We start from the raw sequence: 17,747 nt of genomic DNA, 5'->3' as shown, positions 1-17,747 counted from the left end.
CTTAGCCATGATAATAGCCTCATGAACTGACTTATCATCAGTATAGTTAACAGGGCTGAGTATTAGTGGTAATCAGGTAAATATTTGATCAGTTTTGCTGGTTAAAATCGCTGCTCTCTGCGTTAGATATTTTGTAATTAGAGCCACTCGTTACTGCAATATCTGCCTTGATATCAACGATTTTTCCAGTGCAAATACTTGATCAACGACTTATCCAGATTGGTATAACAATATCGAACCTGGGGCGATAACAAATCTAGCGAAAAAGAGTCTAGTTATTTTATCCTTTACCCGCAATATATTCAGTAATCCGTATTGGTCATGAAAGTACGGTATTTCATGCAACTAGCACGAATATTATGCAAACTTTTTAGTGCATTTTTTGCTCTGGTGAGGTATCTTGACCGCAGTCTAAAAATTGCTTTTAATTTAGTGGTAACCTTTAGAATTACAGACGGAATTTAGATGCTAAATGTACTCACACTCTTGATAAATCATAGGTTTATGTGACTATGGAAACTTTACTGGTTATCGCCTTCATCGTTGGTGCTTTTTATATTATCTGCAAAGAAAAGAAGAAATGCTCCAAAGACGTTGATCACTCTCGTGACTCTTTGTAATTACTACTTTTGTTAGAGTGATCGGCTAGATATTCTGTTGCACCAGTACTATCAGTGGTTGGCTGCGAAAAAATTAATCGCCCTTTTAATATTCTGTGACTCTTCAAGGGAATATTATGGGCGATTTTTTATTGTAAATATAATGGCTTGGTGCGTATGGTTGTTACGCTTGCTTCTCCATCCATTGTTCGCGAAGGCGAGTAATGCGTTTTTCTGTTTCTTGCCACTTTGATGTGTTGATCAAATCTCTATATTCACCCGTTGGCTTTTTGCATAGCGACTCTAAGGAAGGGACTTGCGCCTGAGGCAATCCATCCAGTGCCTCGATTGCACCTTTACGGTTATTACAAAGCATTACCATGTCACAGCCAGCACGCTGAGCTGCAATTGCACGTTCGCTATAGCTGCCAAGAACATCGGCACCTTTCATATTGAGATCGTCAGAAAAAACGACGCCTTTGAAGCCCATTTCCTCACGGAGAACTTGTTTTAGCCAGTATTCAGATCCACTCGCTGGCGACGAATCATAATGATCAAATACCACATGGGCTGGCATCATAGCATCGAGAAGATTGGTATCGATCAACGATTGGAACACCGTCATATCATGTTTTTTAATCATATCGCGTGAATCGATAGGGGTTTCGAGGTGTGAGTCAGCGATTACCCCACCATGGCCTGGAAAATGTTTCCCTGTTGCTGCCATTCCTGCCAATTTCATGCCCTTGATAAATTCAGAAGCATATTGGATTACTTGTTGAGGATCATCAGAGAAAGCTCTATCACCAATCGCTTTACAGTCAAATCCGAGGTCCAGTACAGGGGCAAGACTAAGGTCTATATCCATGGCAAGTAACTCTGCGGCCATTAGCCAACCACCATCATAAGCTAAGGATTTCCCCTCATTGCTTTCAGCAAAGGCTTTTGCTGGCGGGAGCAGTGTAAATTCTTCACGGAAACGTTGTACACGGCCACCTTCTTGATCAACAGCAATAAGAAGAGGGCGCTTTGCTGTATTGCGAATATCTTTTGTTAGCGCACGTAATTGCTCACGGTCATGATAATTTCGTGCGAAAAAAATTATTCCGCCGACGGTCGGGTGTTGGATGATCTCGCGATCTTCTGCGTCTAGCTCATAGCCAGCCACATCAAGCATCAGAGGGCCCATGAATTCTCCTTACGGAATTTATCTAATAATAACAAACAGATAATTATGCCTTATATTGACGGAATACCATAATGAACACGCTTAATTATAGAGAGATTTGACCAATTGTTGGCAATTGAACAAGACATTAATAATGCTCATAGGGCCAACTATTGTTTATCATGGTAAACACTGAGTTGTGTAATGGATTTCATTAATATTGTGAAACATAATGAAGTTGAAATAAATCTCTGATTTAAAAGGGAAGTTAAGTTGCGTTGAACATATGCTTACTGCAATGAGCTTTTGTTGCACTTAAAATGTGATCAAAGGCGCTTTTTTGTGAGATGTTGTCACTTAAACTGTTTCCTTGATTGTCCAATTAGGAAAGTGAAATATGTCAACTTTGGTCGCAATTGCAATTACAACCGGAATTCTATCGGGTATTTGGGGATGGGTAGCTGTATCTCTCGGATTGTTAAGCTGGGCTGGCTTCCTCGGTTGTACCGCATACTTTGCTTCTCCTAAAGATGGCGTGAAGGGCTTGCTCCTCAGCTTGGCCACAACAATGAGTGGCGTGTTTTGGGCAATGGTTATTATTCACCTTTCTTCTGAAGTCGGCATTGAGATCATCGGTTACGTTATTACGGCCGTTGTTGCTTTCTTTATGTGTTTTCAAGCTAAACAAGCATGGTTTAGCTTTATTCCGGGCACGTTTATTGGTTCTTGTGCGACATTTGCAGCTGGTGGAGACTGGCAGATTGTCGTTCCATCATTGGTTCTAGGTGTTTTTTTTGGTTATTCAATGAAAGCTTCAGGTCTGTGGTTACAACAGAAGTTGGCAAAAACTGTGAGAACCCTTGCGCCAGTAGAGTAATACCAACCTACATAAATACTTGATCAGTCTTGCTGGTTAAAATCGCTGCTCTCTGCGTAAGATATTTTGTAATTAGAGCCACTAGTTACTGCAATATCTGCCTTGATAACAACGATTTTTCCAGTGCAAATACTTGATCAACGACTTATCCAGATTGGTATAAAACAGTGATAGATTTGAAGAAAAAGCCGCAATTTGCGGCTTTTTTATGTGTGGTTAGAGGCAAGGAATATAGAGTCCAGAGAAAGGTTGCTCAAGGGGTTTCAACACCTCAGGTGCTTTATCTTTCGGAGCAAGGATGCAGACTCGCAACCCTTCATCAAGCATCTGTTGTACTTGTGATATTAGGTTCCCGCCTTCGTAGGGGGCTCTATCGGCGTCCCTTCGACATAAATCAACAAATTCATCATCAGCACCGGCTTCACTTGGGTAGAGAACAAACTCTGCCTGTTGCATTAAACGTAACGCTTTTAAAGTGAGCAGTTCGGTGTCGGATCCTGTTTCTATCAAATACAATGCGCCTGATGCTTCAGCATCGTGATTGAGCAGATCGACAAAGACTTGCTCCAGTTCTTCTTTTGTTTGGGCTTGCTCTACAGCGGAGTGACGGAAGTATAACTCCCAAAATTTACGTCTTTCATCAACCGTTGAAAAATGCTGCTTTATCCGTTCTCTTTGCTCACCTGCATAGCTGGCTAATAGTGATAAATTATGAGGTAGTTGGGTTTCCAGTTTTTCCCGCAGATACCTAACGAGAACAGGGGATGCACCACCGCTTGAGATGGCTACTTGGATTGGGCTTCTATCGACTATGGATGGGGTGATGAAATCACAGTAGTCTTTATCATCGACCACATTAATCCAGATACCGAGAGCTGTTGCATCTTGGTGTACTCGATGATTCAGTGATGGGCAGTTAGTCGTGGCCCAAACTTGATAACTGCCTTCGAGATCACATTTTTCGTAACATTTATTTACCCAATGAATATGTCCACTGTTTGCTAGTGTCGCTAAGTAGTTGTGAAGCTTTGGGGAAACAACGTGAATGGATGCATCAGCTTTACGAAGCAAGTCTACTTTTCTGCAGGCGACTTCACCACCGCCTATTACTGTTACTTTTCTCTGTTTTACAGAAAGAAAAATTGGGAAATAGTCCATATTAGATATTCTTCATGGGTAAATGTGCTGTCTCTAAGTGTCTGACTTGTCGTCATAACTTTTTCTAGTTACTATGAAAGCACAAAATTACAAGGTTTGAAATAAATTGAAATACTTGTTTGGTGAAAATGTTTCATTACTCATGACTGTTCAGCTTGGATTAAAGGCATAATGCTAGTTTATGTGAACTATAATGATAGATTTTTTTTGAAACCTTAAATAACCTTCAAGTCACTAAAATTTAAGCAAAATGATTGTTCGTTTGTTGATTGACCTAGTGATTGAATATAACAAACTTTAAGCGTACTTTTTACATAAATTTAAGATGGTCGGCAATATGAATAAAAAACTTATGATTGCGACACTGATAAGCTCAAGCCTGCTTGTTGGTTGTGGCGATAAGTTGTCTGGTCCTGCTGGGGGAATGGCTCCTTTAGTCGCGGTACAGCCAGTAACTGTGATTGATTATCAACAGGGGAAACAGTTTGTCGGAAGGACTGAAGCAATTGAAGATGTGGCTATCACAGCTCAGGTTTCAGGTTACCTTAAAGCACGTTCGTTCAATGAAGGTGAGGTTGTTGAAAAAGGACAGGTGCTTTTTGAAATTGAACCAGCAGCCTATGAAGCTCGTGTGGCAAGTGCAGCGGCTGCTATCGCACAAGCTGAAGCTACATTAAAGCGTGCCGATTTGGACTGGAAGCGTGGCCAAAATTTGTTGCCAAAAGGCAGTATTAGCCAATCTGAATACGATCGCCTAACAGCAGAAAAACTGAGTGCAGAAGCGCAGCTTAAAGCGGCTGGTGCTCAGTTGAAATCAGCGCAAGTTGATTTGTCATTCACTAAAATTACCGCACCATTTACTGGCCGCATTAGTGATAGTAAGGCCAGTATTGGTGATCTTGTTTCGCCAAGTTCCGGTGTACTAACGACATTGGTTAGTCTAGACCCGATTCAAGCTTCTTTTAATGTGAGCGAGCGAGAGCGTTTGAATCTTGGTATTGATAGCCTTGACGGTGCAGGTGAAGGGCAGGGTGATGTAGAAGTTGTTCTTACTCTTACAAATGGTAAAGAGTACGGTGAGTTAGGTACGGTTGATTTCATTGGCAACCGCATTGATTTGAACACTGGTACGATTGCAATGCGTGCAAGCTTTGCAAACCCAGCGCAATCCCTGCTTCCTGGTCAACATGTTCAAGTCTTCCTGCGTGAAAGAGAGCCTGTAAAACGTATCGTGATTCCACGTCGTGCTGTTCAAAGTGACTTGGAAGGTGACTTTGTCATGGTACTTGCGGATAACAATGTTGCCGAACGCCGCAATGTGGTTCTAGGGCCTCAGACCGAGCATGGCATCATCATTGCCGAAGGTATTGACAGCGAAGATGTTGTTATGACGAAAGGCCTTCAGCGTGTGCGTAACGGTGTAACAGTACGACTTGAAGAAACAGGGGCGCAAGAGTAATCATGCTAAGTCGCTTTTTTATCCAGCGCCCTAAGTTCGCGCTGGTTATTTCAATTATTCTAACGCTGGCGGGGGCGATTGCCGTCCTGAACTTGCCCGTGGCGGAATATCCTAAAATCAGTCCGCCATCAGTTGGCGTTACAGCATACTATTCTGGTGCAAGTGCGGAAACAGTCGAAGAGGCAATTGCCGACCCGATAGAGGCGTCAGTCAACGGCGTTGAAAACATGATTTACATGTCTTCAAAAAGTGCGAACGATGGTTCGTATAGCCTGAACGTGACGTTTGATATTGGTACTGATCCTGACATGGCTCAGGTAAATGTTCAGAACCGTGTTTCTCAGATTGAGTCTAAATTACCTGCCGAAGTGCGTATGGTGGGGGTTACGGTTAAGAAGCGCTCTCCTGACTTGTTGATGGTTCTTAACTTCTATTCACCAGACGGTAACTATGACGATCAGTTCCTGATTAATTACATTAACCTTAATGTGAAAGATCAGCTGGCGCGTGTTAAAGGTATCAGTGAGGTTAACGTTATTGGTGGTGGTGAATACGCAATGCGTGTTTGGCTAAACCCTGAGAAAATGGCCAACCTGAACCTGACCACTTCTGATATCAATGCCGCTTTGTCTGAGCAGAATGTGCAGGTTGCAGCTGGCCAAGTCGGTGCCGCACCATATAACAACCCGCAAGAAGTTCAGTTCAACCTAGTAACAAAAGGTCGCCTACAAACTGTTGAAGAGTTCCAGAATGTAGTTCTTCGTGCGAACAATGACGGTTCGATGGTTTACCTGAAGGATGTTGCTCGTGTTGAACTGGGTAAGAAGTTCTACAGTGGTAACGGCATGTTCCGTAATCAACCGGCTTCGATTGTTGCATTGAACCTCCAGTCAGATGCTAACGCACTTGAAAGTGGTCAGGCAGTAATGGATCTGCTTGAGGGTATGAGTGCGGATTTCCCTGAAGGGATGGAATATGAAACCAGTTATGATACAACCTTGTTTGTTTCTGAGTCTATCAAAGGGGTAGTTATTACCTTGATTCAGGCAATCTTGCTGGTAATCGCTGTAACTTATATGTTCCTAGGTAGTGTGCGTTCAACGTTGATCCCGGTTGTGGCGATTCCAGTATCTTTAATCGGTACTTTCGCCATCATGTTGGCGGCTGGTTTTACCATCAATACAGTAACCTTGTTCGGTCTGATCTTGGCTATCGGTATCGTGGTGGATGATGCGATTCTGGTTATCGAGCAAGTTGATACCAATATGAAACGTGATCCAAGCCTGACACCGGCAAAAGCAACCTTAATCGCGATGAAAGAGGTTACGGGTCCGATTGTGACTTCAACGATGGTACTGCTGGCAGTATTCATCCCAGTTGCAATGTTGCCTGGTATCACCGGTATTATGTATCGTCAGTTTGCCCTGACAATCTGTATCTCGGTTGTGATCTCCTCGATCAATGCATTGACGCTTTCACCGGCACTGTGTTCGCTAGTCCTAAAGCAAGGTGGTGGCAACACAGCACGTTGGTTCGAAATCTTTAACCGTGGCCTTGATAAGGTGACGTTGAAGTACGGCTCCATCGCAGGTTTCATGGTGCGCAAAGCCGCGTTGCTTGTTGCTTTCTTTGTTCTTGCTGTAGGTGCCGTTACTTTCCTATCGAAAACAACGTCAACTGCATTTGTACCGACGGAAGATAAAGGTATCTTGCTGGTTAACGTTCAGCTTCCAGACTCCGCTTCTCTGTCTCGTACTGAAGAAACAACTGAAAAGCTACAGGAAATCCTTGCGGATGAGCCGGGTATTGAGGGTATTACCGTTGCGAACGGTTATGCATTCCTAACGGGGGCCGCAGCGTCAAACGGTGCATCTTTGTTCATCAAATTAAAAGATTGGGATGAACGAAATGCAATGGACGGCGAGCACTCATCCTTTGCAATTTCGAGCCGTGTAAATGGTCGGGCTGCAATGGAATTGCCAGAAGCAATTGTTTTCGCTATGGGGGCACCAGCGGTACCTGGCATGGGTGCGGCGGATGGCTTTGAGTTTGTACTTGAAGATACGTTGGGTCGAAGCCGAACTGACCTAGCCAATGTCATGGGTGAAATGATTCAGGCGGCTAATCAGCAACCTGAAATTCAGTTTACCTTTAGTACATTCCGCGCCAATGTACCTCACTACTACATTGATGTTGACCGAGTGAAAGCGAAGCAACTGGGTATTCCGCTGACGGAAATTTTCCAAACGCTGCAAGGTAACCTTGGTTCAATGTATGTGAATGACTTCACGATGTACGGTAAGAATTTCCGTGTAACCGTGCAGGCAGACAGTGATTACCGTGATGGCCTAGAGGCGTTAGAGCGATTCCACGTGCGTTCATCTTCTGGTGATATGATCCCACTAAGTACTATTACGTCGGTAGAGCAGGTATTTGAACCTGATGTAGCGTGGCGTTACAACATGTACCGCTCAGCTGTTATCCAAGGGAGTCCAGCACCGGGTTACTCAAGTGGTGATGCAATCGCAGCCATGGAACGTGTTGCTGCTGATATCCTACCTCAAGGTTATCAGTATGAGTGGACGGGTATGGCTTACCAAGAAGTAAAAGCCGGTAACCAAGCTATTTACGCCTTTGCACTCGCACTTGTATTTATCTACCTGTTCATGGTGGCGCAGTACGAGAGTTGGAGTATTCCGTTGGCCATTATCCTTGTTGTTCCTGTGGCGACATTGGGTTCATTCTTGGCACTTGCTTTGACGGGGACACCGTTGAACTTGTATGCTCAGATAGGTTTGGTTCTCTTGATTGCACTTGCGGCGAAAAACGCCATCTTGATTGTAGAATTTGCCAAGGTTGAGCGTGAAGAGAAAGAGTTGGATATCGAACAAGCAGCGGTTCGTGGTGGTAAGCTACGTTTCCGTGCGGTAAACATGACTTCTTGGTCGTTTATCTTGGGTATTCTGCCTTTGATCTTCGCAAACGGTGCAGGCCATATCAGTCAGAACTCACTAGGTATTTCACTGACTGGTGGTCTACTGTGCGTGTTGTTGGCAGGTACCTTCCTGATCCCTGGCTTCTTCGCGCTGGTTCAGCGTCGTCGTGAGAAATTCCACGGTGGTTCAACCAAGTTGATTCCATTGGATGATGAATAACTCTCTCGCTGAATATTGAGTAAAGCTTGAACCAAAAAGCTCCCTTTGATGGGAGCTTTTTTATGGTTGTAAGACAATTTATGCCAAATTTTTAGAAAACAATGAGTAATACCAATCTGGATAAGTCGTTGATCAAGCATTTGCACTGGAAAAATCGTTGTTATCAAGGCTGATATTGCAGTAACTAGTGGCTCTAATTACAAAATATCTAACGCAGAAAACAGCGATTTTAACCAGCAAGACTGATCAAATATTTATGTAGGTTGGTATAAGCTTTCCGGCGAGCAAGGGCGAGGGCAGCCAGGCCGATCAAACCAGAGAGTGGAAGACTACCACCGCCACCTGAACCACTTGGGCTTGTTCCCGTTTTGTTTTCTGGGTCACTGACTTTAACAAATGGATCCACACTAAAAGTCGGTGTGACTTGCGATGCGAGGTCTAAGTTCGTTTTAGCCTCAATCCATGCATAATAGTGTGCAAGTTCGGTATAAAGACCGTTCTTCTGCGCTGCTGCATCTCCATTTTCTTTTAGGTGGCAGTATGGACCGTTACTGGTTACACCAATAACACGAAGACCAAAATCACTATCTCCTGATTTATCTGAAATCTGCCAAACTAGCGGGCCACCTGAATCACCTCGACATACATCTTTCTTTATTTCGGGGGTGTTACTGTCAGCACAAACAAAGTGAGATTCTTCACTGAGTGGATAGTCAGCATCACAATCAGTCATTGGAATACCGCCTAATTTCACAACCATTAATTCATCAGGTTGGTCAAATTTAGGTTCGGTGTAACCCCATCCAGAGGCGATGAGGTTAGCCTTAGAGTAACCGATTGGGTTCCAAGTATTGGCAAATTGGTTATTGGCGGCTTCTTGTTCTTGCTGGGTGGCTATTTTAATTGGTTGAGCGACTTCAAGCATTGAACGATTGACCTTGAGCAGTGCGATATCATGATCCAATGCCAGGCTGGAATCGTAACCACTGTGTACAATCTTGTCGGTGATCTCAAATTTATATTTTCCATCGATACTGTCGGCAGTCCCCACTTTGTTTTTAATAATATTTGTACCTGCTATTAGAGTGTTACTCATAAACGACTCTATACAATGAGCAGCAGTAACAGCCCAAAAATCGCTGATAACAACAGCTCCACAGCCGGAAGTGATATAAGTACCGTCATTGAGTTGTGGCTCTGTAAGGAATGCTGCCTGCCACGGTAAAAGTAAATCAGATGATAGTTTACTGGCTTCTTCACCGTTCAGTACACGTGCTTGAATATTGGGTTCATTAGCGAAACTAGGAGCAACGGACAAGCAAGCTAGTGCGACAGCAACGGGGGTATATTTTAATTTCATAACATCCTTTGTTTGTTCTTGAGCTAAATAAAAAAGTTGGCCATCAATAGATGGAAGTTGTTAAACACATCGGCCAACAATGCTCTTGCTAGTAAATGTACGCTGTTTTTATGGAGGGTATGGTAAAGACTGTGATTAACATTTCCAGTCAAAAAAGTGCTTTATGTGACAGGGTTACCAGTTATTCACTGGGTCAATGCATTTTTGGGGTTTTAGAGGTAAGGGATGAATGTTGATTTAATGCAAACCGTTGAGATCTTCTGATCGAGATTGTTGCACTAGCACGTTATAATACAATCTGATATTTAGTAATAACAAAGAGTTGCAGAGTATGACTTACAAGCACGTCATTGGTTTTGGTGTTGCAGGCAATTTTGCCGGGCACTTAGAGCAAGCAGGTGAAGACAAAGATTTTTTAGCGGTCGAGGTTAAAGAAGCGGTACAGCCTAAAGCGATTTTCCCTTTCTATGTGCCATCAGAAAAGGCTGGGTTCCTTTCTACTTACCCATTATCATCCGATACCATTATTCCTCCAAACGATGCTGATAACTTGCAAATCGAACCTGAAGTGGCATTGGTTTGTGATATTGAATATCAGGACAATAAGGTCGTTGCCATTAAACCACATGGTTTCGCTGCATATAATGATTGTTCTATTCGTAAACCTAATGCGAAGAAAATCAGTGAAAAGAAAAACTGGGGTGTAAATACCAAAGGGATTTCATCACAGGTTATTGACATTGATCATCTTCGGGAAGGAGGCAAGTTGGATAACTTCCGTATCGCCAGCTTCCATAAACGTGGTGAGACGGTATCGCGCTACGGTGAAGACAGCCCAGTAGTGGGCTACAGCTACTTTCATGAAAAGCTGTTGAACTGGATTGTTGATCGTATGAACAATCAACAAGATATAGGCCCAACAGAAAATATTGCCGATTTTCTGGAAAATGCAGGTTACCCATCACAGGCCGTGATCAGTATAGGTGCCACTCGCTACACTGAATTTGGTGAAACGACGTTCCTGAAATCAGGCGATACCAGCATGGTGGTCGTTTACGATGGTACGGTTTATACTCCTGAGGATATTACAGCGATGGCGGAAAAGCAGTCGTTTGCCGAGCAGGGTATTTCGGCGTTGGTTCAATCCGTCGCTTAAGATAATTAAAAAGCACTGTGAAAACAGTGCTTTTTCTATACAAACATTACAGTGTGACGTTTGGTTGCGAGCGTATGTCGATTGATTATTTATAGTCGCCAGAAAACCTCTAAAGAGCCATTTGAATTGGAACGGTGTTTAGCTTCTTTAAATTCTGCTGTATTGGTTGCGAAGCTCAGACTGACACCCCATTTGGGTTGGTAGAACACGCCACCAAATACCGCAGTGGCTTGCCAGTGTTCAACATTGGTATCAGGAACTTCACTTGGGCGATCACCGTCAATGGTTATATCGTTTAAGCGGTAACGCCCTTCGATGCCGGCAAATAGGAAACACCCAGATCGGCTTGAAGATAACACACCGACATCAACAAAGTTGCCCGGAGAGAAGCCAGTTGTACCGAAATTATCTGCCAGATTGTTACCCCAACGAGCAACACCACCAATAGCAAGCTCACTTTGATAGTTACCTACATTGATTCGCCCCGTACCACTGAGATCATAATCGTCCATCAAATAAGCCTGTTGACGGGTAAGCAAGCGGTGGCCTTGATAGCCTAGGTTGAAGACAAGAGTATTCTCTATCTGGTAATCCCATCCCATAGGCTCATCGGATCCAACGATCGCATGAATGAACTTTTGACCCTGTTCGGCAAACGAGTTGGGGCCAATCATTCCGACCATAAAGCTGTATTTATCCACGAAGGTAGGCGAATACTGGTATGCACTGGTTTCTAAGAAGAGTAAGCCTGCATAAGGGCGCTCATTTTCAGGTGGTTCAAGGGCCTCAATATCTTCTGGTGTCCACATCTGCTGCCCGAGCGTTAAGCTCCAACCTTGTTTCGTGTCTTCTGCCAATGGCAAATATTGACTGATCTGACGGATCGGTGTTGGCGCCGTCTGTGTCAGATCTGCTGAATAGGGTGAGTTGTATTCAAGGAAAATACCATTGGTGTAATTCTGATCTGTGCCGACGATTCCGTCATTGTCCATCGAAAACGAAAAACTTCCCGAGTTGTATGCGAGGGCATTGGGAGCGAGAGCAGAAAGACAAGCGAAAAGTACGGGTGAAAATTGTTTCATTGCTAATCCTTTGGTACAACAAACAGGATGAGATTCAATAGTGAATGCGTTAATCGTACTTTTAGTTTTTATTAAACAGCGACTAAATTGAATTGTGTATACAAACTGGTTCATCCATTAATGTCTTCATCATATCGAAAGGAAGTGATTTATCGCTAGTTTTTTTAGTGAATAAGCGTAAATCTTTGTGAATGTCCGATTTATAAGGAAAAGGAATGTCAGTGCCCAAAATTACATCGCCATTAGTATCGGTTTCTTGGCTGGTTGAACATTTGTCGGATCCTGAAATAGTCGTACTTGATGCTAGCTGGTTTTTACCTGGTTCAGATAGAAATGCTCTACAGGAATGGCGAGATAGACGCATACCTAATGCCCGTTTTTTTGATTTTGATAAAAAAATTGCTCATCCCGCAGCGTTATTTCCTCATATGTTACCTGAGCCGTCGCATTTTGCTGACGAAGTTGAAAAACTGGGCATATCCAATCGCAGTCAAGTTGTGGTTTATGACAGCCAAGGTGTTTTTTCTGCACCGAGAGTGTGGTGGATGTTCCGTGCAATGGGGCATGACAATGTTGCTGTACTCGACGGTGGGCTGCCAGCATGGGAAATTGCCGGAAACCGTCTTGAGGCTGGCGAGCCTGTTTCGCCGGTAGCTGGTGACTTTGACGCACAATACCAACCACAATGGGTCATCGATGGTGACAGCTTGTATGAGAAACTCAATACTCCGGACGTTCAAGTCTTGGATGCTAGGGCGGCAGCGAGATTTTATGGAACCCAGAAAGAGCCGAGGGAAGGGGTCAGAAGTGGTCATATGCCAAGTGCGAAGAGTCTACCATTCGGCCAGTTACTCAAGGACGGATATTTCTTACCATCAGATCAATTGAAGAAGCGGTTTGATGCGGTGAGTAACGTTGATCAACGGCTAATTTTCAGTTGCGGCTCTGGTGTTACGGCTTGTATTTTGGCGCTGGCAGCAGAGCTATCGGGGCGGGAGAGGCTTACCGTATATGATGGGTCTTGGACGGAGTGGGGGTCAACTTACAAATACCCTATTGTTTAATGATATACCCAAGTAAACATGATTTTTGGTATAAAGGCACAGTTTTAATGCACTGTGCCTGTTGTTAACTTATTGATTAGGAATACGTAATTTAGTTGATAACAGATACGTATCCACGTTGTTCAATAAGGCTTTGGCCCGATGTAGACATCACAAAATCAACAAATTGCTGTGCATCTTCGTTTAGCTGCTTTTCTTTATATAGCATCAAGAAAGGGCGAGAGATTTTGTATTTGCCGGACTCAAGATTTTCTAGAGATGGGGACACACCGTCAAAGTCGAGTGCTTTGATAGAGTCGTCGACAGAGCCTAGAGAGACATAGCCTAGTGCGTGTTTGTTACGAGAAACCAAACTCTTAACAGTACCATTGGTATTAACGATTAGTACCTGTGGGTTTATATCCGATACCGTATGGCCTTTGATTTGCTGAGTTAGCCCCATAAAGTCTTCAAAAGAAAAACGCGATCCCGACGCGTTTTCACGGCTAACAACAGCAATTTTTAGATCTGGACCGCCAACTTCATTCCAGTTGGTGATTTCACCGTGATAGATCTTTTCGACTTGAGCTTTATTGAGGTTTGCTACTGGGTTTTCTTTATGTACAACCAGTGCAATACCGTCATGGGCGATGGTCACGGTTGAGATATCAGGCTTGATCTCCTCGGGCTTCAGGTAACGGGAACTCATACCTAAATCAGCAACGTTCTGCTTTACGGCATTGATTCCAGCAGAAGATCCAATACCCTGTACTTCAATCTGTGTTTCTTTATTTTCACTTGAGTAAGTCTCGGCCAGTACCTCAACAATATGACTTGCAGACGTTGAGCCTGTAACAGTGACCGTTTCTTTCGCTTGAACCGAAAAAGCCATGCTAACAATAAGGGCGCAAAGAGTTGTTCTGGTAAGCATTTCTATTCTCCAAAGGACACCAGAAAAGGTTTGCGCTAATCTTATTACGGGTTTATGACACTAATGTGAAAAGTACAGGCTAATAGAATAGTAATGTTGTGCTTTCCAGTCTCATATGAAATCCTTTCCGGGTGAATGAGACTGATAAGAAGTAGTTAGCGAACTGAATATTAAGTGTTTATTTTAAAAGGCAGATTTTATCTGAATTCGGGTTTCCGGTAGATGCAGATTTCTTCGGTTTACTTCTGAACATTGATAGTGAGATGTTGTGTTACGACATGTATGCCAGGTATACGGTACGGTTGATGTGAGTTCCCTATCTAATAGTAAATAGATGCTATTTTAGAACAGCTTGCTTGGTAATGACCTAGGGCAAACATGCCATCGGATGAGACGGGTTGGCCATATGATTTTTGATTTCTGTTTTCAATCAAGTGAACAGTAAGGTATTAGAAGCGATACCTTAGTGTCGACTTAATAGTTCTGTTGTAGCAGCAGTGAGGATATCTGTGTTGTAAACAGGTTCAATATGAAAGTCACATCGACATGTCGTAGGTGGTCAAGAGCTGCTATGTAATAACAGCAGCTAAATCAGTCTGCCCCAAAATTAGTTGTAGCTGATGCAAAATCGATTGGTAAAGTTTGGGACTTAGGAAACTTCAGCTAATGGGGGCAAAAGGCAAGACCTGACCCCGCTACTTGTTCGCAACCATTAGACATAAGCGATAAATCGACCTGCTACTAATGCGCAAAGCCACAGTATTAACGACACAAAACCGACGAGGCGCTGCTGGTTGAACGGGACAGCATAACTCATACGCCAATGAAAGTAGACCGCATTTGCCACCGCGAAAGCGATGCACAGCAACTTGAATAGAAAAATACTTAGCGCGAAGTAATCGCTTGGACCAGCCATAAAAAGCAACACACCTGAGATAACCGCAATAACGAAACCGCTAACAGCGACAGGAACGAGCACATGAGCAAGCTGTTCGAGTGTTATACTGCGCCACAGGCCGATGCGTTTTAAATCTAACGGGATGATCGCGCCTACTAACAGCGCGATACCAAGAACATGCAGGGTATTGATTACCGCATAACTCCAACGAGAAAACCGAACCCACTGGGCGACAGGCGTTAGCGCTAAGGCTTCGAGCCAGACTTCCAACATCGCGCTGCTCTAATCGCGGTTTGGATAAAGATCGTAGAGCACACCGTCAATCCAAATACGCTCCGCCTTCATTAATTTTTGTTCTATATCGGCTGAAGGTTCCCCCTCAATTTTTACCTCAACATCTTTGGCCAAATCGCCCGGCATTAAACCAGCACGATCATTGCGGTAAGGTTGGCCAACTTCTACCGTCCAGATATCGTCTTCAGACTTTACCGTTAACTCCCCATGCGGGTTGCCCAGCTTAAGCTCGACGATAATGCCGGTTAGTTCAATGTTATTACCCGTCGTCCAACGCCAGCCATGATGCGCCGCCGCGAAAGACACCAACACAAAAGATATAAGAGTAAAAAAGAAAGTACGCTTTAACATATTCCCTCCTAGGAGTGGGTTAACCTAGAAGTAATGTAAACAGTCAGAACGCTCTATGGTTCGTAACTCGGAATTGTCCAGAGGTGTATAGCACAGTTGAATGGAATTTTTTGCAAAGCTATCAACAGGGTAACACTAACTAAGTGTTTACTAAGTCATCCTGTGAAGTTGAGATGGCTAGAGTTGAATCCGGAACACTCAGGTTATCGGGGTAATATGGTGCTTGTATCGTACGTATATTCAGTGTTAGAAACCAATAAAAAGCTAATTTGAGGCAGTATTTTTATTAACGGAATATATAAAAAACAATGCTAATACAGAAAGTCTGAATTTCTATTCGGTTTGTTAGTTTTTAGATCATTCCCTCAGTATCAGTTGTGTTAACTCGGTCGCATTTCTGCAAACAAAGATTGAGCTCTGGTAGCAAGCTGAACTCTTTGATATATAAAGAGTGTAACGAAATATTTCGGTTTACAATATTGTAACATTTGATGGTTTGTGTCTATCCTCATTATGTGTATGAAAGTACATGGATATGACAACTTAAGAGGTCGGAAATATGCTGACAATGGCAAGAAGAGCGCAGCCTAACAAAGCGCTTGTTTCTGAAAGGATTCAGAAACTTATCAAAGCGTTATCAAATGGCGTATATGAGCGGGAAGAAACGATTAAGTTATGTCTTCTTGCGGCGCTTGCTGGAGAGAGTGTGTTTCTATTGGGGCCTCCCGGTATTGCAAAAAGTTTGATCGCAAAACGGTTAATTCAGGCTTTCGATAACAGCCAGTTTTTCGATTACTTAATGACCCGCTTTTCCACCCCTGAAGAGGTATTTGGTCCGCTTTCAATTCAGGAGCTGAAGGATAATGGAAAATACGTTCGTTTAGTTGATGGTTATATGCCAACGGCTCAAGTGGTGTTCCTTGATGAAATCTGGAAAGCTGGGCCGGCGATTCTTAATACGTTATTGACGGTCGTGAATGAGAGAACCTTCAAGAATGGCCAAGACGTTCTGCCTGTGCCTATGCGTCTGTTGGTTACAGCCTCCAATGAATTGCCTGAAGTCGACAGTGGCCTAGAGGCTTTGTATGACAGGATGCTGGTTAGGGTGTTTGTTAATCGTATTCAGGAAAAACAAAACTTTAAAGCCATGTTGATGGGAGAGGGTCCGTCCATACAGGAGCTAGAGCCTGGCTTGGCAATCACTGATGAAGAGTACGATGATTGGCAGTTACACATTGAAGACATCACGTTGTCTGAAGATATTTTCGAGAAAATATATCAGCTTAAAACAATGATCGAGCAGCGTGCAGAAGGTGTCGAAACGATTGATGAGCATGAAAGTGAGCTATACATCTCTGACCGACGCTGGAAGAAATCTGTTCGGTTATTGAAGGCCAGTGCCTTCTACAATGGTCGCGATGCCATTAACCCACTTGATTTACTGTTGCTACAAGACTGTATGTGGCATAGCCCCGAATCTCGAAATGTGATTAGGGATATTGTTAGTGATTTCGCCATTGAAAAAGCATTCAATCAGGAATCAGCACAAATCAATGCTGCAGATGCACAGTCGATTATAGATGACGTGAATGCCGAAGTGGCCACTGAATTGGCTGTTAACTTGAGCCGCGAAACCATGATGCGTAAAGAATGGTTCAAGTGTGATCTCAGCGGGGCAACGCGTTATACCGTTAATCACAACGCACGAATGATCAAATTGGTTATGCTGCAACATAATCCCTCTGTTTCCGAACAAGAGAAAGGCGATAGCCGTTGGGTTTATGTTGATGGTGATGATTTTGAGAAAAAAATCAAAACCGGACAATGTGATATTTATGGATTTGTAAATAAGAATACTCACCTTTGCCGACTGCAGTTTGAGGTGAATGCTCAGCAACAACTGGTTATTAAAGATATTGCTAATCGTTCGGTGTTGGTGGGTATTGCCGGTGTTAATGGGATCTCTCAGGAGCAACAAAAGCACTGGGTAACGATGGCGGAAAAAGCGTCCTCGAAAGTGCTGGATGCGGATCACAACCTTAAAGTTTCACGCAGTAGCTTCCATGGTGCTTTACCTCATAACTTTATCGCCCCTCAATTACCCGAGCATATTGAGCAGAGCTTATTGCAAGCAACGGCTTCAGTGCATGACCTGAAAGTAACGGTTGATAAGAGTGTATTCCGTATTAGTCACTTGACTGAATACTTTGCTTAGC

The 17,747-nt window shown here is 43.4% G+C and carries 13 protein-coding genes; 6 read left to right on the top strand and 7 right to left on the bottom strand.

Features of this window, described 5'->3' with window-relative positions; translation table 11 throughout:
• Positions 1-783 precede the first annotated feature (783 nt).
• A complete protein-coding gene (gene nagZ / locus NHN17_RS02720) occupies positions 784-1,788 on the bottom strand; it encodes a beta-N-acetylhexosaminidase (protein ID WP_255040585.1) in 1,005 nt (334 codons plus the stop codon).
• Between the two features lie 376 nt (positions 1,789-2,164).
• Between nagZ and NHN17_RS02715 the strand changes: the two genes are divergently transcribed.
• On the top strand, positions 2,165-2,644 hold the full coding sequence (locus NHN17_RS02715; RefSeq protein ID WP_255040584.1) for a DUF1097 domain-containing protein: 480 nt from the start codon (positions 2,165-2,167) through the stop codon (positions 2,642-2,644).
• Positions 2,645-2,860: 216 nt separating this feature from the next.
• Here the strand turns inward: NHN17_RS02715 and NHN17_RS02710 are convergent, their stop codons facing one another.
• The gene (locus NHN17_RS02710) at positions 2,861-3,802 is read right to left on the bottom strand and encodes a precorrin-2 dehydrogenase/sirohydrochlorin ferrochelatase family protein (protein WP_255040583.1); all 942 of its coding nucleotides are present in this window, start codon (positions 3,800-3,802) and stop codon (positions 2,861-2,863) included.
• 337 nt (positions 3,803-4,139) lie between these two features.
• Here NHN17_RS02710 and NHN17_RS02705 point away from each other — a divergent pair, with 337 nt between their 5' ends.
• Positions 4,140-5,261, top strand: coding sequence for an efflux RND transporter periplasmic adaptor subunit (locus NHN17_RS02705; RefSeq protein ID WP_255040582.1), 1,122 nt, complete (start codon positions 4,140-4,142; stop codon positions 5,259-5,261).
• A 2-nt stretch (positions 5,262-5,263) separates the two neighbouring features.
• The gene (locus NHN17_RS02700) at positions 5,264-8,416 is read left to right on the top strand and encodes an efflux RND transporter permease subunit (protein ID WP_255040581.1); all 3,153 of its coding nucleotides are present in this window, start codon (positions 5,264-5,266) and stop codon (positions 8,414-8,416) included.
• Between the two features lie 229 nt (positions 8,417-8,645).
• Here NHN17_RS02700 and NHN17_RS02695 read toward each other — a convergent pair whose 3' ends face one another.
• The gene (locus NHN17_RS02695) at positions 8,646-9,776 is read right to left on the bottom strand and encodes a S1 family peptidase (RefSeq protein ID WP_255040580.1); all 1,131 of its coding nucleotides are present in this window, start codon (positions 9,774-9,776) and stop codon (positions 8,646-8,648) included.
• Positions 9,777-10,107: 331 nt separating this feature from the next.
• On the opposite strand from NHN17_RS02695, the gene NHN17_RS02690 reads away from it, so the two are divergent.
• On the top strand, positions 10,108-10,932 hold the full coding sequence (locus NHN17_RS02690; RefSeq protein WP_255040579.1) for a DUF5718 family protein: 825 nt from the start codon (positions 10,108-10,110) through the stop codon (positions 10,930-10,932).
• A gap of 89 nt (positions 10,933-11,021) precedes the next feature.
• On the opposite strand, the gene NHN17_RS02685 is transcribed toward NHN17_RS02690, so the two are convergent.
• Positions 11,022-12,014, bottom strand: a complete 993-nt coding sequence (locus NHN17_RS02685; protein ID WP_255040578.1) for a lipid A deacylase LpxR family protein — start codon at positions 12,012-12,014, stop codon at positions 11,022-11,024.
• A gap of 215 nt (positions 12,015-12,229) precedes the next feature.
• On the opposite strand from NHN17_RS02685, the gene NHN17_RS02680 reads away from it, so the two are divergent.
• Positions 12,230-13,078: a sulfurtransferase gene (locus tag NHN17_RS02680; protein WP_255040577.1), complete on the top strand. Its 849-nt coding sequence runs from the start codon at positions 12,230-12,232 to the stop codon at positions 13,076-13,078.
• A gap of 91 nt (positions 13,079-13,169) precedes the next feature.
• Here the strand turns inward: NHN17_RS02680 and NHN17_RS02675 are convergent, their stop codons facing one another.
• The 3 genes from NHN17_RS02675 to NHN17_RS02665 all read right to left on the bottom strand — a co-directional run bounded on the left by NHN17_RS02675 (position 13,170) and on the right by NHN17_RS02665 (position 15,531).
• Positions 13,170-13,988, bottom strand: a complete 819-nt coding sequence (locus NHN17_RS02675; RefSeq protein WP_255040576.1) for a phosphate ABC transporter substrate-binding protein — start codon at positions 13,986-13,988, stop codon at positions 13,170-13,172.
• A 712-nt stretch (positions 13,989-14,700) separates the two neighbouring features.
• Entirely contained in the window at positions 14,701-15,159 is a 459-nt protein-coding gene (locus tag NHN17_RS02670) for a hypothetical protein (RefSeq protein ID WP_255040575.1), read from the bottom strand.
• 9 nt (positions 15,160-15,168) lie between these two features.
• Entirely contained in the window at positions 15,169-15,531 is a 363-nt protein-coding gene (locus tag NHN17_RS02665) for a DUF6152 family protein (RefSeq protein WP_255040574.1), read from the bottom strand.
• Positions 15,532-16,090: 559 nt separating this feature from the next.
• Between NHN17_RS02665 and NHN17_RS02660 the strand changes: the two genes are divergently transcribed.
• Complete coding sequence (locus NHN17_RS02660) at positions 16,091-17,746, top strand: ATPase RavA domain-containing protein (RefSeq protein WP_255040573.1); 1,656 nt, start codon at positions 16,091-16,093, stop codon at positions 17,744-17,746.
• Position 17,747: the final 1 nt, after the last annotated feature.

It is taken from the genome of Photobacterium pectinilyticum (assembly GCF_024357955.1).
GTDB classification, from domain to species: Bacteria; Pseudomonadota; Gammaproteobacteria; order Enterobacterales; family Vibrionaceae; genus Photobacterium; species Photobacterium pectinilyticum.
This window is presented reverse-complemented; position numbering and strand designations above follow the sequence as displayed.